Annotated in this window: 25 protein-coding genes; 17 read left to right on the top strand and 8 right to left on the bottom strand. The window is 71.9% G+C overall.

The window, feature by feature from the left end:
• From ACQPZW_RS19065 to ACQPZW_RS19020, 10 genes are all read left to right on the top strand, one after another.
• Complete coding sequence (locus ACQPZW_RS19065; RefSeq protein ID WP_433796247.1) at window positions 1-282, top strand: hypothetical protein; 282 nt, start codon at window positions 1-3, stop codon at window positions 280-282.
• Complete coding sequence (locus ACQPZW_RS19060; RefSeq protein WP_433796246.1) at window positions 282-1,340, top strand: phage late control D family protein; 1,059 nt, start codon at window positions 282-284, stop codon at window positions 1,338-1,340. The genes ACQPZW_RS19065 and ACQPZW_RS19060 overlap by 1 nt, the downstream gene beginning before the upstream one ends.
• A 1-nt stretch (window position 1,341) precedes the next feature.
• A complete protein-coding gene (locus tag ACQPZW_RS19055) occupies window positions 1,342-1,899 on the top strand; it encodes a phage baseplate assembly protein V (protein ID WP_433796245.1) in 558 nt (185 codons plus the stop codon).
• On the top strand, window positions 1,899-2,225 hold the full coding sequence (locus ACQPZW_RS19050) for a hypothetical protein (RefSeq protein ID WP_433796244.1): 327 nt from the start codon (window positions 1,899-1,901) through the stop codon (window positions 2,223-2,225). The genes ACQPZW_RS19055 and ACQPZW_RS19050 overlap by 1 nt, the downstream gene beginning before the upstream one ends.
• Window positions 2,222-2,599, top strand: coding sequence for a GPW/gp25 family protein (locus ACQPZW_RS19045; protein WP_433796243.1), 378 nt, complete (start codon window positions 2,222-2,224; stop codon window positions 2,597-2,599). Before ACQPZW_RS19050 ends, ACQPZW_RS19045 begins: the two co-directional genes overlap by 4 nt.
• Window positions 2,596-5,091 (top strand): hypothetical protein, encoded by a 2,496-nt coding sequence (locus tag ACQPZW_RS19040; RefSeq protein ID WP_433796242.1) that lies wholly within the window; start codon window positions 2,596-2,598, stop codon window positions 5,089-5,091. Before ACQPZW_RS19045 ends, ACQPZW_RS19040 begins: the two co-directional genes overlap by 4 nt.
• Window positions 5,088-7,403: a hypothetical protein gene (locus ACQPZW_RS19035; protein WP_433796241.1), complete on the top strand. Its 2,316-nt coding sequence runs from the start codon at window positions 5,088-5,090 to the stop codon at window positions 7,401-7,403. The genes ACQPZW_RS19040 and ACQPZW_RS19035 overlap by 4 nt, the downstream gene beginning before the upstream one ends.
• On the top strand, window positions 7,396-9,666 hold the full coding sequence (locus tag ACQPZW_RS19030) for a hypothetical protein (protein WP_433796240.1): 2,271 nt from the start codon (window positions 7,396-7,398) through the stop codon (window positions 9,664-9,666). Before ACQPZW_RS19035 ends, ACQPZW_RS19030 begins: the two co-directional genes overlap by 8 nt.
• Window positions 9,667-9,668: 2 nt before the next feature.
• The gene (locus ACQPZW_RS19025; protein ID WP_433796239.1) at window positions 9,669-12,500 is read left to right on the top strand and encodes a DUF6519 domain-containing protein; all 2,832 of its coding nucleotides are present in this window, start codon (window positions 9,669-9,671) and stop codon (window positions 12,498-12,500) included.
• A gap of 271 nt (window positions 12,501-12,771) precedes the next feature.
• Window positions 12,772-13,557: a maleylpyruvate isomerase family mycothiol-dependent enzyme gene (locus tag ACQPZW_RS19020; protein ID WP_433796238.1), complete on the top strand. Its 786-nt coding sequence runs from the start codon at window positions 12,772-12,774 to the stop codon at window positions 13,555-13,557.
• Window positions 13,558-13,608: 51 nt separating this feature from the next.
• Here the strand turns inward: ACQPZW_RS19020 and ACQPZW_RS19015 are convergent, their stop codons facing one another.
• Together ACQPZW_RS19015 and ACQPZW_RS19010 are read right to left on the bottom strand one after the other, a co-directional pair.
• Complete coding sequence (locus tag ACQPZW_RS19015) at window positions 13,609-14,373, bottom strand: DUF2382 domain-containing protein (RefSeq protein WP_433796237.1); 765 nt, start codon at window positions 14,371-14,373, stop codon at window positions 13,609-13,611.
• 67 nt (window positions 14,374-14,440) lie between these two features.
• The gene (locus tag ACQPZW_RS19010; protein WP_433796236.1) at window positions 14,441-14,941 is read right to left on the bottom strand and encodes a MarR family winged helix-turn-helix transcriptional regulator; all 501 of its coding nucleotides are present in this window, start codon (window positions 14,939-14,941) and stop codon (window positions 14,441-14,443) included.
• A gap of 62 nt (window positions 14,942-15,003) precedes the next feature.
• On the opposite strand from ACQPZW_RS19010, the gene ACQPZW_RS19005 reads away from it, so the two are divergent.
• A complete protein-coding gene (locus ACQPZW_RS19005) occupies window positions 15,004-15,372 on the top strand; it encodes a VOC family protein (protein WP_433796235.1) in 369 nt (122 codons plus the stop codon).
• Window positions 15,373-15,408: 36 nt separating this feature from the next.
• Here ACQPZW_RS19005 and ACQPZW_RS19000 read toward each other — a convergent pair whose 3' ends face one another.
• Complete coding sequence (locus ACQPZW_RS19000) at window positions 15,409-16,131, bottom strand: TetR/AcrR family transcriptional regulator (RefSeq protein ID WP_433796234.1); 723 nt, start codon at window positions 16,129-16,131, stop codon at window positions 15,409-15,411.
• A gap of 104 nt (window positions 16,132-16,235) precedes the next feature.
• Here ACQPZW_RS19000 and ACQPZW_RS18995 point away from each other — a divergent pair, with 104 nt between their 5' ends.
• The 3 genes from ACQPZW_RS18995 to ACQPZW_RS18985 all read left to right on the top strand — a co-directional run bounded on the left by ACQPZW_RS18995 (window position 16,236) and on the right by ACQPZW_RS18985 (window position 18,812).
• Window positions 16,236-17,300, top strand: a complete 1,065-nt coding sequence (locus ACQPZW_RS18995; RefSeq protein WP_433796233.1) for an alpha/beta fold hydrolase — start codon at window positions 16,236-16,238, stop codon at window positions 17,298-17,300.
• Window positions 17,301-17,478: 178 nt separating this feature from the next.
• Window positions 17,479-17,655, top strand: coding sequence for a hypothetical protein (locus ACQPZW_RS18990; protein WP_433796232.1), 177 nt, complete (start codon window positions 17,479-17,481; stop codon window positions 17,653-17,655).
• Window positions 17,656-17,690: 35 nt separating this feature from the next.
• Entirely contained in the window at window positions 17,691-18,812 is a 1,122-nt protein-coding gene (locus tag ACQPZW_RS18985) for a LacI family DNA-binding transcriptional regulator (RefSeq protein ID WP_433796231.1), read from the top strand.
• A 133-nt stretch (window positions 18,813-18,945) separates the two neighbouring features.
• Here the strand turns inward: ACQPZW_RS18985 and ACQPZW_RS18980 are convergent, their stop codons facing one another.
• A complete protein-coding gene (locus ACQPZW_RS18980) occupies window positions 18,946-19,131 on the bottom strand; it encodes a DNA-binding protein (protein WP_433797574.1) in 186 nt (61 codons plus the stop codon).
• Between the two features lie 329 nt (window positions 19,132-19,460).
• Window positions 19,461-20,096 carry a hypothetical protein gene (locus ACQPZW_RS18975; RefSeq protein WP_433796230.1) on the bottom strand — a complete coding sequence of 212 codons (636 nt, stop codon included), beginning with the start codon at window positions 20,094-20,096 and terminating at the stop codon, window positions 19,461-19,463.
• A gap of 230 nt (window positions 20,097-20,326) precedes the next feature.
• On the opposite strand from ACQPZW_RS18975, the gene ACQPZW_RS18970 reads away from it, so the two are divergent.
• Both ACQPZW_RS18970 and ACQPZW_RS18965 read left to right on the top strand, forming a co-directional pair.
• The gene (locus tag ACQPZW_RS18970) at window positions 20,327-21,217 is read left to right on the top strand and encodes a phosphatidylinositol mannoside acyltransferase (protein ID WP_433796229.1); all 891 of its coding nucleotides are present in this window, start codon (window positions 20,327-20,329) and stop codon (window positions 21,215-21,217) included.
• 103 nt (window positions 21,218-21,320) lie between these two features.
• Entirely contained in the window at window positions 21,321-21,704 is a 384-nt protein-coding gene (locus ACQPZW_RS18965) for a hypothetical protein (protein WP_433796228.1), read from the top strand.
• A gap of 99 nt (window positions 21,705-21,803) precedes the next feature.
• Here the strand turns inward: ACQPZW_RS18965 and ACQPZW_RS18960 are convergent, their stop codons facing one another.
• The gene (locus tag ACQPZW_RS18960; protein ID WP_433796227.1) at window positions 21,804-22,226 is read right to left on the bottom strand and encodes a VOC family protein; all 423 of its coding nucleotides are present in this window, start codon (window positions 22,224-22,226) and stop codon (window positions 21,804-21,806) included.
• Between the two features lie 95 nt (window positions 22,227-22,321).
• A complete protein-coding gene (locus ACQPZW_RS18955) occupies window positions 22,322-22,768 on the bottom strand; it encodes a MarR family winged helix-turn-helix transcriptional regulator (protein WP_433796226.1) in 447 nt (148 codons plus the stop codon).
• A 70-nt stretch (window positions 22,769-22,838) separates the two neighbouring features.
• On the opposite strand from ACQPZW_RS18955, the gene ACQPZW_RS18950 reads away from it, so the two are divergent.
• Window positions 22,839-23,783: an NAD-dependent epimerase/dehydratase family protein gene (locus ACQPZW_RS18950; RefSeq protein WP_433796225.1), complete on the top strand. Its 945-nt coding sequence runs from the start codon at window positions 22,839-22,841 to the stop codon at window positions 23,781-23,783.
• A 554-nt stretch (window positions 23,784-24,337) separates the two neighbouring features.
• On the opposite strand, the gene ACQPZW_RS18945 is transcribed toward ACQPZW_RS18950, so the two are convergent.
• Window positions 24,338-24,802 carry a DUF1772 domain-containing protein gene (locus tag ACQPZW_RS18945; protein ID WP_433796224.1) on the bottom strand — a complete coding sequence of 155 codons (465 nt, stop codon included), beginning with the start codon at window positions 24,800-24,802 and terminating at the stop codon, window positions 24,338-24,340.
• Between the last annotated feature and the right edge of the window lies 1 nt (window position 24,803).

Genomic DNA, 24,803 nt, shown 5'->3' with positions numbered 1-24,803 from the left:
TTGTCCGAGTACGACGACCGCAGCCGCTACCGTGACTCCCCCGCCTACACCGTCCCGGATCGTCAGGGCCGGCCGGTCAGCGTGGTCGCCGTGCCGCCCGCGCCGCGACAGCCGGAGGCCGGCGTCCACCTGCTGCGTGACGGCGAGCGGCCGGACCATCTGGCCGCGCGGTACCTCGGCGACCCGGCCGGCTTCTGGCGGCTGGCCGAAGCGAACGACGCGATGCAGGCGGAGTGGCTCACCGAACGCCGGGAGATCATCGTTCCGGTGCGGAGGCCCTGATGCCGCTCGGGGTGGCCATCGCGGTCGGCGGAACCGTCGACGAGTCGCTGGCGTCCGCCACCTGGGTCGAGGTCCACGAGCGCCTCGGCCGTCCGGCGGTGTATCGGTTGCGGTTCGAGTTCGAGGCGGCCGACGGCGACTTCGGGGTGCTCGTCGACGACCGGTTCGGCCCGGGCGCCGAGCTGTCGGTGCTGGTGCCCGGTGCCGCCGGCACCCAGTGCCTGGTGGCGGGGCCGGTCGGCGCCCAGCGGATCCACTTCGAGCACGGCGGCTCGGGCAGCTACGTCGAGGTACGCGGCACGGACACCTCGGTCGTGATGGACCGGCAGGCACGCTCGGCGATCTGGGCGGATCTCACCGACAGCGACGCGGCGGCGAGTGTGATCGCCTCCTACGGCATGACCGGTGACGTGGAGTCCACCGACGCCGGCCACTTCGAGGACAAGCACACCCTGGTGCAACGCGAGAGCGACCTGTCGTTCGTACGGCGGCTGGCCCGGCGCAACGGATACGCGTTCTGGATCACCACCGACACCGCCGGTCTGCACACCGCGCACTTCCGCAGGCCGCCGACCGGCGATCGCCCCACCGTGACCCTGGCCATCAACAAGGAGCCACCACACCTGCGATCGCTCGACCTGACCTGGGACGTCGAACGGCCGACGAGCGTCGAGGGCGCCCAGCTCGACCTCAACACCAAGACCGACCTGGCCGGTACGGCGACCGGCGCGCCACCGGATCCGCTCGGCGCCGACGACCTGGCCGCGATCACCGGTGACACGCGATCGATGTTCCTGTCCGCGCCGGTCGACGACGCCGGTGACCTGGGGGCCCGGTCGGCCGGCGCGCTGACCGAGTCGTCGTTCTTCGTCCGCGCCACCGCGGTCACCACCCGCGAGGCCGTCGGTGACCCGGTCCGCGCGCACACGGTCGTGGAGCTGGCCGGCGCGGGTTCGCGGCACAGCGGCGCCTACCTGGTTGCCGGGGTGCGGCACACGATCGAGGCCGGTAGCCATCGGATGGAGCTGGAACTGCTTCGCAACGCGTGGGGGGTGTGACATGGACGTCGATCCGCTGGAGCAGCTCGTCGACTGGGTACGGCACCGGCACTTCGGCAAGTTCCGGGGCACGGTGACCGACAACGTCGACTCGACCAGCCGTGGACGGCTGAAGGTCCGGGTGCCCGCGGTGCTCGGCGAGCTGGAGAGCTGGGCGATGCCGTGTGTCCCGTACGCCGGGGTGAAGGTGGGCCTGTTCCTGATGCCGGAGACGGGCACCGGCGTCTGGGTCGAGTTCGAGGCCGGCGACCCGTCGTACCCCATCTGGTCGGGCTTCTTCTGGGCCGACGACGAGCTCCCCGACGACGCGACCGGCGCACCGGCGAAGGTGCTGCGGACCCTCGCGTCGACGCTGGTGCTCGACGACGACATGTCCGAGCTACGCCTGACCGTCGACGACGCCGGCGAGCTGATCGTCGGCGACGAGGTCGTGACCCGGCGCGACGATGCCACGCACACCGTCTCCACCGACGGCGTACGCAGCGAGATGGGCGGCCAGAGCGTCGCCGTCACCCAGTCCAGCGTCTCGATCGACGACGGCGCCCTGGAGGTGATGTGATGTCCGGCGACACACTGACCGTGAACACCACCATGCAGTGCCCGCACGGCGGTCAGGTGCGGGCCACCCCGGCCAACACCCGGGCCGGGAGCGACGCCTACCTGCTGACCACAGGCGACACCTTCACCGTCGCCGGGTGCGCGTTCAGCACCACGGCCGGGCCCAGCCCGTGCCTGTCGGTGACCTGGCTGGTCAGCGACCTGCGGGTGTCGGCGGGCTCGCCGACCCTCTCGGCGTCCTCGTCCGGGCTCTGCATGAACGCCTTGAACGTGCCGCAGGGACCGGTCTCGGTGGTCGCCACGCAGAGCCGGGTGAGCACCCGATGAGACCGGTCAGCGACAGCGTGCGCTTCCCGTTCGCGATCGACCCCGAGGCCGGGCGGCTGGCGCAGGAGCCGGACTACGCCGCGCACGTCGACCAGCTGATCCGGCAGGTGCTGCTGACCGGGCCCGGGGAGCGGATCAACCGGCCGGACTTCGGCTGCGGCCTGCGCGGGATGGTCTTCGCCCCGAACTCCACGGCCACCGCCGCGCTGCTGCAGGTGATGGTGCTGGAGTCGCTGCAACGATGGCTGCCCGGGGTGATCACCGTCGACCATGTCCGGGTCACGGCCACCGGCGCGCGACTCGACGTCACCGTCGCGTACCTGATCAACGCACGCGCCGCACGCCGCATCCTCAACCTGGTGGTGACGCCGTGATCGGCGGCATCGACCGGCGCGGCCGGCTGCACGCCGGCAACACGGTGCTCGGCATCGATCACCTGACGGTCGACCCGGCCACCCAGACCACGCTCGACGTGCACTTCCTCGCCGAACCCTCCGCGCAGCAGCAGGCCCGGCTGACCGCCGCGCAGGTCGCGATCACCGCCACCGCCGGCGACGCCGCGCCGGTGCCGGTCCAGGGCATCGGCTTTCCCACGGTGGACGGCGAGGTCGTGCTCCGGGTCACCACGGCACTGCCGGGCGGCTTCACCCGCTACACGATGACCCTCACCGATCCGCCGGGCGGCCCCCTGTTCGACCCGTACCTGGCGGGCGTCGACTTCTCGTTCAAGGCGGGCTGCCCGACCGGGGTCGACTGCGAGCACACCGCACACCGATGCGACGACACGCCGGCGCCGGACCTCGCCGTCGACTACCAGGCCCGCGACTTCTGGAGCATGCGCACCACGCTGCTGGACTTCGCGGCGCAGCGCTACCCGAGGTGGGCCGACCGCCTCGAGGCCGACGCCGCGGTGATGCTCACCGAGGCGATGGCCGCACTCGCCGACGAGCTCGCCTACCAGCAGGACCGGATCGGGCGGGAGGCGCACCTGGAGACCGCCACCCAGCGGCGGTCGCTGCGGCGGCACGCCCGCCTGGTCGACTACCGGATCCACGACGGGCTGGGTGCGGACACCCGGATCGTGGTCACCGCGAAGGCTCCCGGGCCGGTGCCGGCCGGAACCGGGTTGCACGCGTTCCGCGACGGGCAGCGGATCGGGTTCTCGGTCGGCCGCGACCTGGACGACATCCTGGCCGGCAGCGCCTACCCGGTCGATCCGGCACGCAACGCCGACCGGCTGATCCCCTACCAGTGGGACGAGCAGGACGTGTGCCTGCCGGTCGGTGCCACCTCGTTGTCGCTGGACGGCGGCCAGGCGGTGGTGGACGCGCTGCACCCCTTCGACGACGAACCGGCCGGTGACCTGCCCGGGCGCTGGCTGCTGCTGCGCACCGAACCCGCCGATCCGGCGGCACCCGTGCGGGCCCGGCTGGTCCGGATCACCTCCGCCGAGGTGGTCCGGGATCCGCTGCTCGGGCGCGACACGACACACGTGCGATGGGCAGCGGACCAGGCGCTCACCGAGGCGCTCGACCTGGCCTCCCTGCGGGTGTACGGCAACGTGCTGCCCGCGGTCGCCGGTGAGCACGTGGCCCGTACCTTCGTCATCGGCCCGGGTGACGGCTCGGTGCCGGCGCCCGCCGCGCTGCGGGCCGCGGAACTGCCGGCGGCGGCCGGTGACGACCCGGCCGATCCGCCGGAGCCTCCGGAGCCGGCCTGGGCTGTCGAACGCACCGGCCCGCGGGGCAGCCGCGCGCTGCTGTTCAGCCTCTACCGGACCGACACCGACGGCCTGGTCCGGCGACGGTCCGCCGCGGCGCCGGACGACCCGCGGCTGGCCGAACCGGAGCTGCGGCTGACCGAACGGATTCCCGACGGCGCCGGTGGTTTCGTCGACGGCAGGCCGTGGACCGCCCGGCATTCGCTGCTGGACGCGCCCGCCTCCGGGCCGCAGAGCCGCGACTACGTGCTCGACGACGGCTTCTGGCGGCGGATCGTCGGATATCAGCGGGTGGACCATGAGTTCGTGCACGTCGACCACGCCACCGGCGCGGGCGTGACGATCCGGTTCGGTGACGGCGAGTTCGGGCTGATCCCGGCGCGCGGCACCCGGTTCCGGGCGAGCTATCTGGTCGGCAACGGCCGGCCCGGTAACCTTCCGGCCGGCGCGATCCGGTACGCCGACGGCGCCGGGGCCCTGATCACGGCCGTCGAGAACCCGTTCCCGGTCGACAACGGCGTGGACCCGGAGACGCCCGCGGAGATCCGGCAGCTGGCGCCGGAGGCGTTCCGGGCCACCACGTTGCGGGCGGTACGGCCGGAGGACTACGCCGAAGCCGCCGGCCGGCTCGACTGGGTGCAGCGGGCCGGATGCTCGTTCCGCTGGACCGGGTCGTGGCTGACCGCGTTCGTCACCCCGGACCCGCGGTCGCGGGTGGAGGTGACCGCGGCCGAACGCGCCGAGCTGACCGAGCAGCTCGACCGGTTCCGGCAGGCCGGGCGGGAGACGTCGGCGCTGGACCCGAGATACGCCGACCTCGACCTGATCATCGGTGTCTGTGTGGCGGCCGACGCGTACGCCGCGGAGGTGAGAGTCCAGGTGGCTCGCGTGCTGGACGCCTTCTTCGACCCGGACCGGTTCACCTTCGACACCGCCCTGGACCGGTCCCGCCTGGAGGCCACCGTCCAGGGCGTCGCCGGTGTCCGCGCGGTGCGGTCCATCTCCTTCCGGCGGCGGGGGCTGTTCGCGTGGCGCGAGCTTCCAGCCGCGTACCGGCCGGGTCTCGACGAGGTGATCCGCGTGGAGAACGATCCCCTGCACCCCGGCCGCGGGTCGTACCGGCTCGTCACGGACGGTGGCGCATGAGAAGGCAGCACTGCGGGTGCGACCCCGGCGGCCACCCGCGGGCCCTGGCCGTCGACGCCGGGCTGACCCGGATCCCCCGGCAGATCGCCGGGTTCGCGGACTTCCGCCGGGAGATGCTCGCCGCCCTGCCGGCCAGCGCGCCGTTGGCCGCCTGGCGCGCCCGCGGCGACCAGGACCTCGGCGTCATGCTGCTGGAGATGTGGGCGTACGCCTGCGAGATCGTGTCGTTCTACGACGAGACCATCGCCCACGAGTGCTACCTGCGTACCGCCCGGCTCACCCCGTCGGTGCGCCGCCTCGTCGGGCTGCTCGGTTACCGCCCGCGCCCCGCGGTCGCGGCCCGGGCCCGGCTCGCGGTCCGGGCCGGCGGCCGGATCCCGCTGGTGTTGCCCGCCGGCGCCGCGTTCCGTTCGGCCGCGTTCGGCGCCGAGGCCCCGCAGGTGTTCGAGGCCGGCGCCGACCACACCGTGCATCCGCTGCTCAACGGCTGGGCCCTCGAACCGACCCGGCCCGCGACGATCACGCCGGGGTCGCGGAGCCTGCTCGTGGAACGCCGGTCGTCGCGGGTCCGGACCGGTGACAACCTGCTCCTGGAGTCGGCCGGGCTGGCCGTGGGTGTGTTCACCGCGGCCCGGGTCGACCGCACCGGCGACGGGCAACTGGTCACTCTCGACCGGACGGTGCCGGTCGCGGTGCCGCTGGCCGGCGCTCGGCTGTCCCGGCCCGGTCAGACGACGACGCTGTGGAACGGACCGCTGGAACCGCAGACGCTGACCGCCACGACCACCACGGTGGCCTTGACCGGCACGGTCCCGGCGATCCGGCCCGGCGCCCGGGTGATCGCCGCGGGCCCGGCCGCGACCGCCGCACTGACCGTCATGGCGGTCGCCCAGGCGACCCGCAGACTGGCCGCGGGCAGCAAGGTCGGCGACGTGACCACCCCCGACCTGCGCACGCCGGTCACCGTCCTGACCATCAGCCCGTCCTGGCCGGCGGCGACCCTCGGCACCGACCCGGGAAAGATCATCATCGGGTACGCACTGAGCGACGCCGGCACCCTCACGCTGCCACTGGACAGCCGTATCGTCCCCGGCGCCGTGCTACGGCTGCGTCCACCGGTGGAGGCGCCCCCGGACGGCTCCCGCCCCACAGCGTTCCTGCTCGAGGACGCCGACGGCGCCGCGGCCGAATTGTCCGGCACGGTCGACTTCACCACCGGCACGCTGCTGCCGGATCAGGGTCAGGCTCTGCCCGTCGCCCTGAACCCGCCGGCGACCGTGCACGCCAACCTGGTCGACGTGTCCCGGGGCGAGACGGTGCCCGCCGAGCTCCTCGGCATCGGCGACGCCGCGGTCGCCCAGCAGTCGTTCACCCTGCGCAAGAAGCCGCTCACCTACCTGTCCGTGCTCACCGGCGCCGACCCGGGCGGCGTGCGCAGCACCCTCACCGTCTGGGTGCAGGACATCCGCTGGACCGAGGTGCCGAGCTTCTTCGGTGTCGCACCGGACGCCCGGGTGTACGTGCTGCGCCAGGACGACGCCGGCGACACCTCGGTGACCTTCGGCGACGGGACCCGCGGCGCCCGCCTGCCGTCCGGGGCCCCGGTCGTCGCCGCCTACCGCTTCGGCGCCGGCGCGGCCTCTCCCCCAGCGGGCGGGATCACCCAGCTCGCCCGGCCGGTCAAGGGGATCACCGCGGTCCGCAACCCGGTGCCCGCGGCCGGCGGCGCCGACCCGGAGTCACCCGACCGGATCCGCACGTACGCGCCGCGGTCCGCGCTGCTGTTCGGCCGGGCCGTGTCCATCCAGGACATGGAGGCGCTGGCAGCCGGGCAGCCCGGCGTACCGAGCGTGCAGGCGCAGTGGGCGTGGGACGCGGAACGTCAGCTGCCCGCCGTCCGGATCTGGTACATCGGGCCGCCGACCCTGGCCGCGCCGATCACGGCGGCGCTGCGTGCGGCCACCGCGCCGGCCACCCCGATCACCGTGACGCCGGCGCAGGCGATGCCCACCGACCTGCACGCCGACCTGCGGATCCGCGCCGGCCACCAGCGGGCCGTAGTACTCGCCGACGTGCTCGACGCCCTGACCGGCCCGGTCACCGGAATGCTCTGCCCCGAACGGATCGGGGTGGGAACGCCGCTGTTCCGCAGCGTCCTGCTGGCAGCGCTGACGGCCGTCCCGGGCGTCGCCGGGGTCGCCGGGCTGACCTGGCAGGGCGGCGGCTTCAGCGAGTACGGCTACCAGCCCGGCCCCGGCCGATGGTTCCAGGTGGCGCTGACCGTGAGCGGAACGGAGGAGACCGGTGCCTGAGATCGACGACCGGCTGCCGCGGTACTACGCGGAGAAGCTGTGGGAGCTGATCCCGCCGCTCTATCGCGACGAGGACCGCGATGGTGTGCTGCGCGCACTGGTCGAGACCCTCGCCGGGCAGGCCGCCGTTCTGCGCCGCAGCACCGACCGGCTGTGGGAGGACGTCTTCATCGACCTGTGCGACGACTGGGCGGTGCCCTACCTCGGTGATCTCGTCGGCACCCGGATGGTGTCGGCGCTCGACACCCGGGCACGGCGGGTCGACGTGGCGAACACCATCTACTACCGGCGTCGGGCCGGCACGGTGGCGGTGCTGGAAGGGCTGACCGCGGACGTCACCGGCTGGGAGGGCACCGTGGTCGAACAGTTCCGGCGACTCGCCCGTACCCCTCATGGCCTGGATGCGACGCCGGCCGCGAGAGGGCGGCACACCGGGACCCCCGCCCATGGCCTGCCCGATCTGCGCCGCGCCCGCGGGGCAACGCCCGCCGGCGGACCGTGGGACGAGTTCGCCCACCTGCCCGACGTCCGCCGTCACCGGGGCGGCGTGGACGGCCGGCACGGCATCACGAAACTGGTCTTCCACCTGTACCGGCTGCGTGCCTTCCCGGTGCTGCGGGCCACGCCGCGGGTGCTGGCCGTGGACGCCGGCGGCCGTCGGCGTTTCACGTTCGACCCGTCCGGGCGTGCCGTGACGCTGTTCGCCACGCACAGCCGGCCGGACTTCACCGACGGGTGGCGCCCGGCGCGGGAGTGGGAGCTGCCCGCGCCGATCCGGTGCGAGGTGCTCGCCCACGCGGAGTACCTGGTCACCGAGGCCGCCGTTCTGGTCTGGCTGGCCGACGCCACGGTGACCGCCGCGCAGGCCGCGGTGCTGCGGAGGCTGCGTGGTGTGCCGCTGATCTCGGAGGCCGCGTTGCGCATCCGGGTCGCGGATCTCTTCGCCGCCGCGGGAGTGCCGGTTCCGGGCACGGCCGCCACCAACCGGATCCTGGCCGACACGATCGTGCCAGCGTGCGGGAAGGCGGCACTGTTGCCCGGGACCGGGACCGGGACCGGGACGGCCGGCACCGACCGCTGGTCGATCCGGGTCGAGTCCGGACCGGCCGCGGGCCCGCTGTCGGTGGCGCCGCAGGAGGTGACCGCCGCCGGGAACCTCGCGGGCGGCAGCGTCAGCCCGCCGGGGATGCGGCTGGTGATCGACGCGGAGAACGGGCTCGGCGTGTTCGCGGCCGGCGCCCAGCCGGCCCGGGTCGCGGTCAGTTACGCCTATGGGCTCTGCGGTCCGATCGGTGCCGGCGGTTATCGGGCGGCCGGGCCGGTGGACCTGCCGGTGGCCGCCGAACGCCGTGGCGGCGGGCCCGTCGCGGCGCCACCGGCCGGACCGGACGCCGCGGTGGAGCTCGCCGACTCCGCCACCTATGGGCCGGTGGAGGACATGGCCGCGAACCCGCGGCTGGTGCTGCAGGCGAGCGGCGAGCAGCGTCCCTACGTGGAGCTCGGCGCCGACCTGGTCCTCACGGCGCAAGCCCCGGACAGCGAACTGGTGCTCGACGGATGGTGGCTCGGCGCGCGCGGGCCCCGCACCATACGGCTGGCCGCGGTGGCGAACGGGAGCTGGGCCTCGGTGCGGATCACGCACTGCACCCTCGATCCGGGCGGCGCCGACGTGGACGGCGGGGCCCTGGGCCCGATCACGCTCTCCGTCGACTCGCAGGTCGACGACCTGCGGATCGAGGCGTGCGTGACCGGCCCGGTGACGGTCACGCCGGCCGGGTTCGCCGGCTCCCTCACGATCACCGATTCGATCGTGCAGACCACCGATCCGGCCGCCACGCCGGTCGCTCTCCGGCATGCCGACGGTGTGCTGCACATCCGGGGCGTCACCGTGCTCGGCGAGCTCAGGGCACACCGGATCGAGGCCTCCGAGCTGCTCTGCACCGGACCGGTCACGATCGAGGACGTGCAGACCGGCTGCCTGCGATTCAGCGCCGTCGGTCCGGGTGGCCGGGTGCCGCAGCCGTACGAGTCGGTGGAGATCACCGACCCGCGGTCGCTGTTCACCTCGCAGCGTTTCGGCGACTCCGGCTACGGCCAGCTCTCCGACGTCGCTCCCCCGGCCGTGACCCGAGGCGGTGAGAACGGCACCGAGATCGGCGCCTTCCACCGTCTGCTGAGCCCGATCAAGCTGGACAGCCTGCAGGCGAAGGTCGCCGAGTTCATGCCGTTCGGCCTCATCCCTCTCTTCACCACGGAGACATAGCCATGGCCCACGATGTGACCCGTTCGGCGTTCGACCCGCACGCACCCAAACACTGGACCGGGGTGCGGGCGCAGCAGGGGCGGCTGCTGTCCGACGACGACTGGAACGAGGCCGAGGCGATCGGGAGCGACGACATCCGGCGTACCCGGGCCCAGGTCATCGGGCCGGCCGGTTCGCCGGACGCCGGCTTCCGGGTGACCGCGCCACGGGCACCCAACGGCAGAATCGACTTCGATCTTCAACCCGGAACCATGTACGTCGGCGGCCACCGCGTCACGCTGGAGCGGCCCGAGTCGTTCGCGCTGCAACGGGACTGGCTCCAGCAGCCCGCCGCGGAACGGCCCGACCTCGCCGCCGAGCGGATCGACGCGGTCTACCTGGAGGTGTGGGAGCAACCGGTGACCGCGGTGGAGGACGCCGAGCTGACCGAGATCGCGCTCGGCGGCCCGGACACCTCGGTGCGGATGCGCCTCATGCGCCGCGTCCGGGTGCTGCCCGGCGTCGGCACCGAGAACTGCGCCACCGCCTGGACCGCGGTCCGGGCCGCGCTCGGCACCCTGAGCGACGATCACGAGCTGCTCAGTACGGGTCTGCTCACCGTCGGGTTCGAGCCGAACGCCGGTTCCGGTGGCAACCTGTGCAGCCCCTCCGCCCAGGACGGCTACCTGGGCGCGGAGAACCAGGCGATCCGGGTGGAGATCGGCGGCAACGGCGACAGGCTGCTGTGGAGCTACGACAACGCGTCACCGCTCTACCGGGTACGCGTGAACAACGTCGCCGGTGTACAGAGGATACGGTTCCTGCAGCCGCCGAAGGATGAGGCGCACTGGCCGCTCGCCCAGCAGACCGTCGAGCTGCTGCCCTGGTCGGCGGTGCTGCCGAACGGTCAGAAGGTGGCCGGGACGCACGGCGGGCACCTGGCCAGGGTGACCGCCTCGTACGACCCTGCCGACCAGTCCGTCGCCGTCACCCCTGCCGTTCCGTCCACCTTCGGTGCGACCTGGCAGAGCCGGTCCGACGCGGCGGACCTCAGCACCGTCGCCGACAGCTACTTCTACCTGCGGGTGTGGAACCGTGGCACGGACACCGCGTCGTCCGGCGAGATCGCCTTCACCCCGGGCACCCCGCTGCCGCTGGCCGGTACGGGTCTGACCGTCACCCTGACCGGCGGTCCGCTCCGGCCCGGCGACTTCTGGATCATCGCGGCCCGGCCGGAGAGCCCCGCCCGAGTGGTGCCGTGGCGCTTGGAGTCCGGCATGCCCGCCGAGGGCCCCCGCCGTTTCTATGCGCCGCTGGGAATCGTGCACTGGCGGCCCGGCGGCACACACACCGTCTTCGACTGCCGGCCCACGGTGGAGCCGCTGACCCGGAGCCGTGGATGCTGCGTCACCGTGTCACCGTCGACGAACTGGCAGCACACCCTGGACTCGCTGGCCGGCATGGCCGACGTCTGCGTCTGCTTCCAGCCCGGCGACTACACCACCGACCGGACGATCGAGTTCCGTAACCGGACCGTACGGCTGCACGGTGACGGCGCCGGCAGCCGCATCTTCGGCCGCCAGTTGAAGGCGGTGTTCCGATTCGTCGGCTGCGAGTCGGTGGACGTCTCCGACCTCACCGTGCGCGGCGACGTCACCGGGCCGCGGCCCGGATCCGAGGTCGCAGTCGACGGCGCGATCACCGCCCTGGACTGCACCCGGGTCGCCGTCTCCCGCGTCGTCGCGGGCTGCGCTCCCGATCCGGTCACCTGTTCGGCCGCCGTCTCGCTGCACACCCGATCCGTCGATCAGTCGTCGGCGCTGCGGACCACCGCACGGATCACCGACTGCGACATCACCGTCGGCGCCAACCAGATCGGCCTGCAGGTCGTCAACTACGGGCGCAGCGTCATCACCGGCAACACGGTGCGGGCCGATCCCGCCAACGCGAAGTTCCCGGTCGAATGGCTGAAGGACATCCGTTTCCTCAGGCAGATGCGCACCGCGCTGCTCTACGGCCACAGCCTCACCGAGAAGCCGGGTTTCAAGGAGATCCGAATCGGCGACGTACGCGTCTGGCTGCGCTCCGATCTGACGAACGACGCCTGGCAGACGGTGGCCAAGTGGCGCAAGCTGCCGCCCCGCCGCCGTGACTACCTGGCGATCGGCGACTTCCTCGACAACCTGGCCGAGAGCCTGCTGCGCGGCATCGGCACCGTCGGTGTGCACACGTCGCCGGAGTTCCGGACCTTCATCCAGCAGCAACTGCTCAGTGCGGCCACGACGAGCACCGGGATCCGGATGCCGGGAGCACGCGGCATCGTGGTCGGCGGGGCGGTCGCCCGCGACGTCCGGATCAGCGGTAACACGGTGGGCGATGTGGTACGGGGCATCAGCGTCGGGATCAGCACCCAGGGTGTCCGCAAACCGGCCGGTCTCGAGGGGACGCCCCGCAACTCCGCGGGCCGAGTGGTGGTCACCGACAACATCGTCAACATCCTGCTGGCGCCGGAATCGGTGACCGGCGGCCGGCACGGCATCTTCGTCGGCAACCACGCCAGCCTGTCGATCGACGGCAACATGGTGGGCGTCGAACGCATTCGGACCGCGTCCCGGCTGGCGGTGGAGGGCATCCGCGTCTACGGCTTCTACGGCCGATCGGCGCTCATCTCCCGCAACCATCTCATTTTCTTCGACTCCGGTGTCCGAGCCGCGGCGCTGAACAATATCGAGGCCGGCTCGTCGTCTTTGTGGCGCGTTTCCGACAACATCGCCGTCAAGGCCAAGACCTGCGTGGACACCAGTTTGAAAAAGGGCTCGGCCACCCACGTCGATGTGGTCGGAAACAAGCCTTGAACTAATCAGCGCGACGAGTAGGATCGGGTGTACAGCCAGTAAAGCATTGGTGCTTGATCCAAATGTCGCGACGGGGTGCTTCGGCTCACCGATGTTGCAGGAGGATAGGGTTCGAGTCCCGGTTGATGGATAGTCAAAGGAAGTGAGGGTCCCCCGTGGGCCCTCGCTTTCTGTTCCGGCCGGACATGATCCGCCGGGTGCCCCGAGACCCTCCCCGGCCAGGGCCCGACGCAACGCCGCACCGGACGGGAGTCGAGTTAGGCTCGAGGCCATGACGACCCTTGCCGGCCGCACCATCGCGGCCCTGCGCAGCGAGCAAGACGGCCTTGCGGGCCTCGTCCCGTCGCTCACCGGCGAGCAGTTGACCGGCCCGTCCGGCGCCTCCGCATGGACGATCGCCGACGTCCTGTCGCACCTGGGCAGCGGTGCCGAGATCACCCGGGCCGGGTTCCGGGCCGCCGTGGGCGAGGCGGCCGAGCCCGGCCCCGACTTCAACCAGAGCGTCTGGGACCGGTGGAACGCGCTGGCCCCCCAGGAGCAGGCGAGCGGCTCGATCACCGCCAACGAGGAGCTGGTCACGGGTCTGGAGTCGGTGCCCGAGGAGCGCCACGAGCAGCTGCGAGTCAAGACGTTCCTGCCCGAGCCGGTGCCATTGGCCCTGTTCGCGGCGGTGCGGCTCAGCGAGGTCGCCCAGCACACCTGGGATGTCCGGGTCGGCGTCGACCCGGCCGCCACACTCGCCGGGGAGTCGGCCGAGATCCTCGCCGAGCACCTGGCCGGCGGGCTGGGCTTCCTGCTCGGGTTCATCGGCAAGCCGAAGGAGGCGCCGGAGCCCGCGGTCGTCGAGATCAGCGGTACGCCGTACCGCCTCGTGATCGACGAGTCGGTCCGGTTCACCACCGACGCCCTGCCCGCGACGGCGACCTTCACCGGCTCGCTGGAGTCGGTCCTGCGGCTGCTCTACGGCCGCCTGGCCCCGGCGCACACCCCGGCCGGCACCGACGTGACCGGCAACATCAGCCTGGACGAGTTGCGCGCCGTCTTCCCCGGCTTCTGAGAACGGCCGGGCCGGCGCCACCGGGTGTGGTGACGCCGGACGGGCTGTCGGTCAGCTGATCCGGCGTGGGCCGTCGCCGGGCAGGTCGGCCTCGATCTGCTCCTTACGGACCCGGCCCTGCACGTTGCGCTGCTCGGTGACCTTCTCCGTGCCCAGGCGCACCCGCTCCACCGGCACCACCTCGGTGTCCACGACCGGGCGCTCGGCGTAGAGGGTGGTCTCGTGCTCCGACTCGGTGATGTCCGGGCCGTCGACGGCCCGGGCCCGGTTGGCGTCGGTGACCGGCTCGCGCTCGATCCGGGCCTCCTCGCGCACGACCGGGATCCGGACCTGCTGCTGCTCGGTCACCACGTACTTGCGCAGCCGTGCCCGCCCGACCGGCTCCCGCTCGGTCCCGACGGCCAGCCGCTCCTCCGAGCGGGTCATCGCGTCGTCGGCGTCGGCACCCCGGCTGTGCCGTGGCGCCGAGCGGCCGGTGTGGCCGGTGCGGGCGCTGCCGTCCCAGCTCATCGCGTAGTACTGGTACAGCCGGACCACCTCGTCGCTGGTCAGCGGCTCGTCGGCGTCGGCGTCGACGTCTGGCGCGTCCTTGATGTAGGCCTTCTCGAACGGCACCACGACCCGATCGCCTTGCAGGTCGGCGTCACGCAATGGCACGAGCGACTCCCCCAGCCCGAACCATCCGGTCCGTACGCTCGCCCAGGCCGGCTCTCCGGCGCCGTCGGTCCACACCGCGCCGATGCTGCCGACCTTGTCTCCGGTGCAGTCGTACACGTCGTACCCGTGCAGGGAATCGATCTTCTCCCGAGTGATCACTGTGGCTCCTTCGTTGCGGGGGCTGTGCACCCTCGGCTACCCGCCGAGCCCGCGAGTCCACGGAGAGTCACCCGTTCGGCATCACAGCGTCACCCGACCCCGGCGTGCCGTCCTCCGCGCGGTCACCGTCGCGCAGGGAACGGATCATGCTCTGCAGGATCCGGAACGCCTCCGACTGCTCCGCCCCGGTCAGGCCGGCCAGCATCCTGACCTCGACCGATCGGACCGCGACGGTGGCCTGCTCGAGACTGCGCCGACCGCGAGGTGTGAGCCGGGTGGGAAGGACCTTGCCGACGGGCGCCTCGGCGGGCCTGGTGACGTAGCCCTCCCGCTCGAGGGCCTGCAACAGCACGTTCATCGACTGCCGGGTGACGAACGCGCCCCGCGCGAGCTCGGAGTTCGACAGCCCCGGCCGCTGGGCGAGCAATTCCAGGCAGGAGTAGCGGGTCACGTTCATCCCGAACGGCCGCAGCGCCTCCTCCATGGCGACCCGCAGGGCGCTCGACGCCTCCTTCAGCAGGTAGCCCAGGGACGTTTCGAGGTCGATGCCCGCACCGTCTTGACTCATGTCAGCATTCTGACATACATTTCCTCGTGTCAGAAAACTGACATGCCTTTAAGGAGATCGCCATGCCCGTCACCGGCCCCGACTTCATCTCGCTGCAGGCCCGCGACCTCGACGCCTCCCGCGCGTTCTACGAGCACTACCTCGGCCTGGTCCGCTCGCCGGCCGGACCGCCGCACGCCGTCGTCTTCGAGACGAAACCGATCGCGTTCGCCCTGCGCGACATCGTCCCCGGCACCGACCTGGCCGCCGCCGCGCAGCCCGGCATCGGCGTCGCGATCTGGCTGCACGCCACCGACGTCCAGGACATCCACGACGCCCTCGCCGCCGACGGGCACACCATCGTCGCGGCGCCGATCGACGGGCCGTTCGGGCGGACGTTCACCTTCGCCGACCCCGACGGCTACCGGATCACCCTGCACGACCGCGCCTGACGCCTCCCGCGCTTCCCCCAATCGCACCCGGCACGATCAACGCGCGCGATCGATGAGGGCCTGCACCCCGTCGAGCAGACGGTCCAGGCCGAAGCCCAGCGGGTCGTCGATCGGATCGAAGGCGCCGCCGACGATGGCCCTGGTCAGGGCGGGGAAGCGGTGGGCGTGCCGCTCCAGCAGCTCGCCGTTGAGGCGGTTCCACTCGCGATCCTGCTCCGCGTCGTAGTCGGCCGACTGCTGGGCCATGGTGCGTACCAGCCCGGCGACCAGCAGGAACGTCTGATGCCGGTCGCCGGCACCCAGCCCGGTCGGCTCGAGCGCGGCCAGGGCGGCGTCCATCCAGCCGAGCTGGTTCGGGCCCATCGCCTGCCGGCGCATCCCGGTCGCCGGAAGCAGCCAGGGGTGCGCCTGGTAGACGGCCCGGGACCGGCGGGCCCACTCGACGATCCGGGCGCGCCAGTCGTCACCGGCGGCCGACAGATCGGGGCGGTCGGCGAGGATCGCCTCGACCATCAGCTCGACGAGCTCGGCCTTGCCCGGCACGTAGCGGTACAGCGCCATCCCGGAGACGCCGAAGACAGCGGCGACCCGGGCCATCGAGACCGCGTCGAGGCCCTCGGCGTCGGCGATGGTCACGGCCGCCTCGGCGAGACGGCGCGGGCTCAGGCTGGGCTTCGGACCGCGGGTGGGCTGCTCGGTCTCATCCCACAGCAACGCGAGGGCCGCGCCGGCATCACGCGCCTTCTCGGTCTTGGCCACGGCTGCTCTCCTCGGGTCGGCACACGGCCGGGTTGACGGCCACCACTAACTGTTTATACCGTAAGCGAAATCGCTTAAGTCATAAACAGTTTAGGAGCAAAACCATGTTGGGTACGGTCCTCGCCGCGTCCCTCCTTGCCGCGCCCGCCGCCGGACTTCTCGGTCACCGTGCGCTCCGGCGTCACGCCAACGCCCGCCGGCTACGCGTCACCGGCCCGCACGGCATCGACGAGTTCGGATTCGTCCGCATCGGTGGCCTCGACCAGTGGATCTCGGTGCGCGGCGACGACCGGCGCAACCCGGTGATGCTGGAGATCCACGGCGGGCCGGGCGCCTCCAACCTGCCGTTCATCCCGCGCACCCGCGACTGGGAGCGGCACTTCACCGTGGTGCGCTGGGACATGCGCGGCGCCGGCCGGACCTTCGCGCACGGCGGTCAGGGCGAGCTCAGCCTGGACCGGCTCACCCGCGACGCCCTGGAGGTGACCGACCACGTCCGCGCCCGGCTCGGCGTCGACCGGGTCGTGCTGGTGGCCAACTCGTTCGGGACGTTCCTCGGGTTGCGCCTGGCCCGCAGCCATCCCGAGCGGTATTCGGCCTACGTCGGCACCGACCAGAACATCAACGCCGGCGGCCGCGACCACACCGCCTACGACGCGCTGATGCAGCGGCTCACCACCGCCGGCAGACGCAGGCAACTGGCCGAGGTCACCGCGTTCGGGCCGGACCGGGCGGCGTGGAGCGCCGAGCAGTGGTCGCGCTACCACCGGCTGCTGGGCGGCTCCGACCCGCTGACCTCGCACACCCTGCGGACCGTGGTGCTCGGCTCGCTGCTGACCTCACCGCTGCACACGCTGCGTGACGTGGGCGCCTACACCAGGGCGATGGGATTCTCCGAGCCGCTCACGCTGGAGTCGGCGACGATCGACGAGTGGGCCGAGGGCACCACGTTCACGATCCCGTTCTTCGTCTTCCAGGGCGAGCACGACGTGATCACCCCGGCCGGCCCGGCCCGGCGGCTCTTCGACGACGTCACGGCACCGGTCAAGGACTTCGCCCTGATCAGCGGGGCGAGCCACTTCGCGTCGTTCCGTGAGCCGGGGCGATTTCTCGACCTGATGCTGACCCGGGTCCGCCCCGTGATCGACGGCGCGCCGACCATCTCCTGAAGCCGTGGCGGCCTCTTGCGACATGCGGGAGCGCGTCGACCGTACCCCCGCGATCTTCTTGGAAGCCGGCGCCGGGAATGCCGGACCGGGCGGCGCAGCCCGGTCCGCCGAGGGCTCTTGACCGGTAAAGAAGGCAGCGTTACTGTACCGGTATAGAAGCCGATCCAAGGAGTCAGCCATGAACTTCCCCGTCGCCCTGGTCACCGCCGTCGCCGCCACCCGTGACAACATCGGCAGCGCCCGCCCGGACGCCCCGGTCGTCGCGCACACCGAACGCCCCCGCCGCACCCGCACGATCCGCGCCGGCGTGGCCCGCAGCCTGATCCGCGCCGCCCACGTCATCTCCCCGGCCTGACCTCCCCGCAGCCGGGCGGCCACCACAGCGCTATCGTGGCCAGCAACGGCGAGGGGACACAGGAAACCGGCGGTGACGTGGCGGCACGCGTGACATTGCAGACCATCGCCGACCGCATCGGCGTCAGCCGCATGACCGTGTCCAACGCCTTCTCCAAACCCGACCAGCTCTCCGCGGCGCTGCGGTCACGCATCCTGGCCGCCGCCGACGAGCTCGGCTACGTCGGTCCCGACCCGACAGCCCGCGCCCTGGCCAAGGGCACCACCGGCACCATCGGCATCGTCCTGACGTCGGCGCTGCGCTACGCCTTCACCGACCAGATCGCCACCAGCTTCCTCGGCGCGATCGCCGAGCAGCTCGCCCCCACCGGCCTGGCCATCACCCTGCTCACCTCAGCCGACAGCGGCGCCATCGTCCCCGCCCGCGACCTCGCCATGGACGGCGCCCTCGTCTACTCCTGCGACCCGACGTCCTCGGTCGTCGACGTGCTGACCCGCCGCCGGCTCCCCCTGGTCTACGTCGACCAGGACCCGGTCGCGGAGATCTCCAGCGTCAACGTCGACGACCGCACCGGCGCCCGGGCCGCCGCCCAACACCTGATCGATCTCGGTCACCGCCACATCGGCCTGCTGCTGTCGGGCCTGCACGGCCCGCACGGCGTCGTCGACGCCGACGTGAGCCTGCTCGACGGCCACGCCTCCCGCCAGCGCCTGCTGGGCTGGCAGGACGCGCTGCACCCGGCCGGCATCACCCCGATCGCGGTCCGTCAGGACGGCACCGGCCTCAACCCGGCACGCCGCGGCGCCCGCCTGCTACTGGACCGCTCCGACCGTCCCACCGCGGTCCTCTGCTTCTCCGACGTGGTCGCCCACGGCGTCCTTCAGATCGCCGCCGAGTTGGGGCTGCGGGTCCCCGACGACCTCTCGGTGGTCGGTTTCGACGACAACCCGATCGCCGCCCAGGTCCAGCCCGCGCTCACCACCGTGCGCCAGGACGTCGAAGCCAAGGGCCGCGCGGCCGCCGCCGCACTCACCGCCGCCATCGCGCAGTCACGCACGACCGGCGACACGACACCCCGACACGTCCTGTTGCCGACCTGCCTGGTGATCCGCGCCAGCACGGCGGCCCCTCCCCCACCCTCTCCCGGTACGCCGTGAGCCGCCCCGCCTCGCGCACAGCGGATCGTCCCCCTGCGCCCGGCCTCGCGCACAGCGGATCGTCCCCCTGCAGCCGGGCGTGGCGTGCACGTTCGGCCCGGCGCGGGAGACGCTCGCGATGGGAACGGATCGACTACTCGTCTACGTCGTCCTGATGCGGTCGGCGCTCCTTGATCCACGCCTCGACGTCCTCGGTGAACCACACCTTGCCCTGAGACAGGTCGGCAGCGGGAGTGGGGAAGTCGGCGCGGCTGGTGATCTGGTAGGCACGCTGGCGGCTGACGCCACCGAGGCGGATACGGATCTCGTGTGCGCCCATCAGGCGAATCGGCTCGGCCACACCGGTGACTATAGCGGCACGACAACCAGACACGGAATCAAGATCAAGCCAGCGGGGTGGACCTCCCCCCGCGAACTCGATCCGGGCCCGCCACACGGCGGCGCGCCGGACCGACCGTGGGTGCGCCCCGCCGGGCCCGAGTAAGGGCTGGCGTTCGGCGGGTCCACCCGGAAGCCGCACACCGCCTGCCCTAGGCGAGGGTCACCGGGCGCACTGACGAGGATCGCGTCAGACAGGTTCACCCATCCGTGTCGACGGGTGGTCGGATCCGGGCCCGGCAGGCCGAGACCGGGTCGGCCGGCCGTCGCTCAAGGCCCTGCCCACCGCCCGACAGCGGCCGCGACATGGCCGCCGTCGCCGGTGCACCACCAGACGCCCGCGCCGTCGTGCTCGCGGACGTGGACACCGAACCGGTGCACGGGACACAGCGGCCACGCCGACCAGATCGTGTGCACCACCGCATCCTGCGCGTCGTCGGCCACCGCCACCACCGCGGAGACCGGGTCGGCGCCGGCGTCAGCCGGAATACCCGATCCGGTACCCGCGTCACCGGCCCAGCTCTGCGCGTAGACGGTGCCGCCGAGCCCGTCGCCCCATTCCCGGAACCGAAGCCGGCAACCCTGGGACAGGCCACTCGCGGCCAGGTCGTGATTCACCAGCCGCATGGCGTCCTCGAGACCCAGCAGCCACCCCGGCTCCTGCGGAAAGGCCGGCTCGAAGCGGATCGCCGCCAGCAGAGCGAGGGCGAGTTCCGCCATCCGCGACCAGTCGGCCCGCGTGTAGTCGATGCTCATCGAGGCGAGCTCGGTGGCATCCTGGTCGCCCGGCCACGACGCGAGCACCAAGCCGGCCAGATCGAACGCGTCCGCCCGGTCCACCGCGACGTCCTGCGCCCCGAAATACACCCTCCGGCAGAGCCGATTGACATCCTCCTGGTCATCCACACCCCCATGATCCGGCCCCACCGCCAGCCTCCGGCCCGTCGACTCGGCCGCACACCCCACCGCCGCCGGCGTCGTGGGGCGATCTCCGGGCGGCAGAGCGAAGCCGACGCCGCGGCCTGAGCTCCGCTACCCGGTAACCGTCGCTGAAGCGTGTCAGTGGGCGACAGGCCTCTCGGCGCACGCCCCGGTCGGCCAATCGTCCGCTCAGCGGCGACCGTTACCATCCCGGCGTGGAAGAGGACCTGACCAGCCGGCTCTACAGTCTCGCCTGGCGGGTCACGCCGCGGCTACCGGACCCGATTGCCGCGCTCGTCTTCGACTCCATCGCCATCGGAATGCGGTGGACCGGCGCGGGTGGGATGCGCCAGCTGCGGGCCAACCTGGCCCAGGTGCTCGGCCGGCCCGCGGACAGTCCCGCCGTGACCACCACCGCCGCCCGGGGCGTGCACTCCTACCTGCGCTACTGGCGGGAGTTCTTCGGGCTCACCGGATGGAGCCGGGACCGGATCCGCGACACCGTGGTCTTCGAGTCGCTGGACCGGGTGACCACCGCCCGTGACACCGGCCGCGGGGTGCTGCTGGCGCTGCCGCACTGCGGCAACTGGGACCTGGCCGGAGCCGCGCTGGTGCTCAGCGGGCACGAGTTCACCACCGTCGCGCAACGCCTGCGCCCGGAAGGGCTCTACCAGCGGTTCGTGAACCACCGCACGGCCCTCGGCATCGAGGTGCTGCCCGCCGACGAGACCCGCCGGGCGGTCACCACGCTCACCCGACGGCTGCAGGCCGGCAAGGTGGTGTGCCTGGTCGCCGACCGCGACACATCGGCGGCCGGCATCGGCGTACGGTTCTGCGACGCGCCGACGACATTCCCGGCCGGGCCCGCCCGGCTGGCACTGCGCACCGGCGCCGCGCTGATGCCCGTGTCACTCTGGTACGACGGTGCGCGGCTACGGGTCCGCATCCACCCGGAGATCGTCCCGGACCGTGACGGCACCATCCGAACCCGGACGGCGGCGATGACGCAGGAGCTGGCCGACGTCTTCACGGACGCGGTCCGCCGGCATCCACACGACTGGCACGTGCTGCAACCGGTCTGGCCGGCCACCATCGACCAGGGCTGAGCGCGCTCGTCGGCCGCTACGGATCGTGTGCCACGTCGTGATGCGTCAGCGCCTATGATCGCCGCTGCGGGGGCCGTCATGCGAGAGGTGCGGGGGCGCGGCAATGAGCCTGGACATCGCGGTCTGGATCCCGAACGACCAAGCCTATGCCGGGCGGGACGTCGTCACGGCCCCGCCGGGCACGAGCACCGGCGTGGGAGCCGAGAGCTTCCGCTACGAGCTGTGGGGTTCCGCGACCGCTCGACGTCTCGGTGCGACATTCCTGCCGCAGCTCGCCGACGTCACGGAGGAGAACCGCGGGAACCTTCAGATTCCCCCCGACCGACTCGATGCCTTCGAGCAGGAGTGCCTGCTGCTGGCCGCGAACATCGAGCAGCTGTCCACCGGGACCGGTCTCGATGCGGAACGCATCCTTCGATACCTGACCACCATGCTGTACGCGGTGGAGCGCGCCAGGCCGATACAGGGAGGCGTCATCATCTGGTAGGCGCGCTCAGTCCCAGGAATTGAACACCGTCTGCCCCACGTTCGCCGGTTGCGACTAATGGATCTGCATCCATGAGGTTCACCGATCATCCGAAACTAGTCATGCTCCGGTGCGATGACAGACTGCCTCGAGGTTGATGCCGTGAGGGTCCTGCACGAAAGCACCGTAGTAGTCGCTGTGGTACTCGGGATGAATCGCCGGCTCCAGCAGCGAGACAGCGCCGGCCTCCAGCGCCGCGCGGTAGAAGGTGGCCACGTCGTCGCGGGTGTCGACGGTGAATGCCAGATGCATGTTCGTGCCCACGGTGCCCCCGTCGATGAGCCAGAAATACGGCTTGACGTCCGCCAGACCGAAGCCGGTCATAGCGGTCGGCTGGTTCGGCGTCGCATTCGGTGGGATCTCCAGCATCTTCGTGATCCCGATGGCGGCCAGCACGGGCTCGTAGAACGCTACAGCGGCGGCGAGGTCGGGCACCGCGATGTTGAGGTGGTCGATTCTGGATCCCGAACGGTCAAGAGTCATGGGCACACCTTGCCGGGGATGGCGGTCATATGACGGCCGCCATCCGAGGCGATGCCCTCGGCGCGCCTTCCATCGTCGTGTCGGCGGAAGGTGCCTTACCGGGGCCGGTCCTCCACGAGGGTTCGCAGGGTCCGGCGGAGCTGATCGGTCGCACTCGAACTGATCGCGGCCAGGAACACGCTCTCGGCCTTCCCGTGCGCCACCTGCGCCGCGTCGTACGTCTGCAACCCCTGTTCGGTGAGCTCGACGACATTCCTACGCCGGTCTGTGGGGTCGGGTCGCCGGGTGACGATGCCCTTGCGCTCGAGCACGTCCAGTAGGGCCACCATCGTGGTGCGGTCGATGCCGAGTGTCTGCGCCACCTGCAGCTGCGACGTCGGTTCCCGGTGGGCCAGGACCCGGAGTGCCCCGAGGTCCTTGCTGTCGATCCCCAGTGGTGCGAGCGCCGCGTCCGTCAGCGCGGTGAGCTTCAGGGTCGCGTGCTTGAGGAGGTACCCCAGGACCTCGTGCGGGTCAGCGGTGGTGCTCGGCTCGGTGGACACGGCCCTCATCTTAGGCGTAGCCTGATCGTCAGTACTACTGATGATCAGAGAAACTGCGAAAGGTACGGCCATGATCCTCGTAACCGGGGGGCTCGGCTTCATCGGCTCCCACACCGTCCGGGCCCTCACCGACGCCGGCGAGGAGTGCGTTCTGCTTCAGCGCCGCACCCCACAGGTCCCGCCGCACCTGGCCGACCTGCCCGTTCACGCCGTACAGGCCGATGTCGCCGATCTCGACGCCCTGCTCGCCGTGGGCCGGCGGTACCCGATCACCGGCATCGTGCACCTCGCCGTCGCCCTGCCGTGGCCGGTGACCGACACCGACCCCATCGACGCCACGAGGGGCGCACTGGAGGCGTTCCTCAACATCGTCCGCGCCGCGCAGATCTGGGGTGTGCGCCGTGTCGTGACCGCGAGCACCATCGGCGTGTACGGCTTCGCCTCCGAAGGCGCGCTCACCGAGGACGCGCCGATCCCTCTAGAACACTTCCACGCCATCCCGACGTTCAAGAAGATCACCGAGCTTCTCGCCGGCCACCTCTCGGACGTGACCGACGTGGACATCGTCAACGCGCGCATCTCCGGCACCTGGGGTCCCGGCGGCCACCTGCCCGACCCGTTCTTCGCCGCCCCGTCCCTGGCTCATGCCGCAGCCCGGCGCAGCGAGCCCGACCTGTCCGGACTCGTCGCACCGCCGCACGCCGACGACGCCCTCGACCTGCTCTACGTCAAGGACACCGGTCGCGCACTCGCGCTGCTGCAGCTCGCCGGAAAGCTGAACCACTCCACGTACAACATCGCCTCTGGCCGCGCCACGAGCAACGCCGACGTCATCGCCGCGATCAACTCGGTCGAGCCCGACTTCCGGTGCGAGCTCCCCTCGGCCGGAGACCGCCCGGTGAGCTGGCTCGACATCACACGACTGCGCGAGGACACCGGGTTCGAGCCCCGGTACGACACCGCCGCGGCCGCCGCCGACTACATCACCTGGCTGCGCGCGGGAAACCAGCGGTGACCCCTCGGCAGGACTCGTCTGCCGTCACGCAGGTCCGATCGCTGAAGAGCCGCTTCCGGAACCGGCTTGCCAGCGCGGCGACCAGATGCAGCGATCCCAGCATGCCCCTGAAGCACCGGGTCGCCGGCCGCGTCCGCCGCGTCGCGGCACCGCTCCGCGCCGCATCGTCACCGCTGTGGTCGCCGCGGGGACGCTGCTGCTACCCGCCGAGTCAGCCTGGGCGGCGGGCAGCGAATCACCCGCGACCCCGAGAGCGGATTCCATCACGGTCCTGAGCCGCGGAGCCTGCACCGAGGAACTGAGAAGGCTGGGCTATGAGGTCACGGGCGTGCGGTCGGGCTTCTGCACAGCGGCATCGTTGCCCTTCCCAGGCCGCTATGCCCGGATCGCCGCCTGCACCGCAGGCTTGATCTCCACCTCTGTCGACTCGGCCACCGCGGGTATCGCCTGCCTGAAAGCGACCCTGTAGTACGGCAGCCGCCGGTCCCGCATCGAACGGCGATGGAGACGGGTCGGCGTTCGAGGCCACGGATGGTCCACCGGGTGCGGCGAGGTCAGTGCCAGCGGATCGTGCCGACCGACAGGAGGGCGCATCCGAGCAGGCAGAGGATCGTCCGGGCGTGGTTGGCGGGTTCCCAGGCGGCCAGGAACTGCGACCACAGGACCGTGCCGGCGTCCAGGCGGTTGTTCAGGGGCACGTTGATCGCGGCGGTGACGCCGACCGCTCCGACGAGGGTCACGATCGCGCCGGCCAGCAACCACACGGCACCGGGTCGCGGCCACCCGGCGATCGCCCGCACGATCACCACTACGCACAGCACCGAGACGCCGAACAGGGCGATCATGAGCGGCGGACGCTGCGCGGTGACGTTGAGCGAGCGCATCGCGGCCGAGCCGTCCTGTTCCGGCAACCGTCGCAGGCCACTCATGACGAATGCGGAGAACGCGAAGAACACGCCGGCGAGCAGCCCGCTCCCGGCGACGGTCGCTGCGGTGAGGATTTCCCAGGGGCGAGTCATG

This window comes from Actinoplanes sp. CA-252034, from assembly GCF_050956125.1.
Classification (GTDB): domain Bacteria; phylum Actinomycetota; class Actinomycetes; order Mycobacteriales; family Micromonosporaceae; genus Actinoplanes.
The sequence above is the reverse complement of the archived record's forward strand: the minus strand, read 5'-3'. Positions and strand labels throughout refer to the sequence as shown.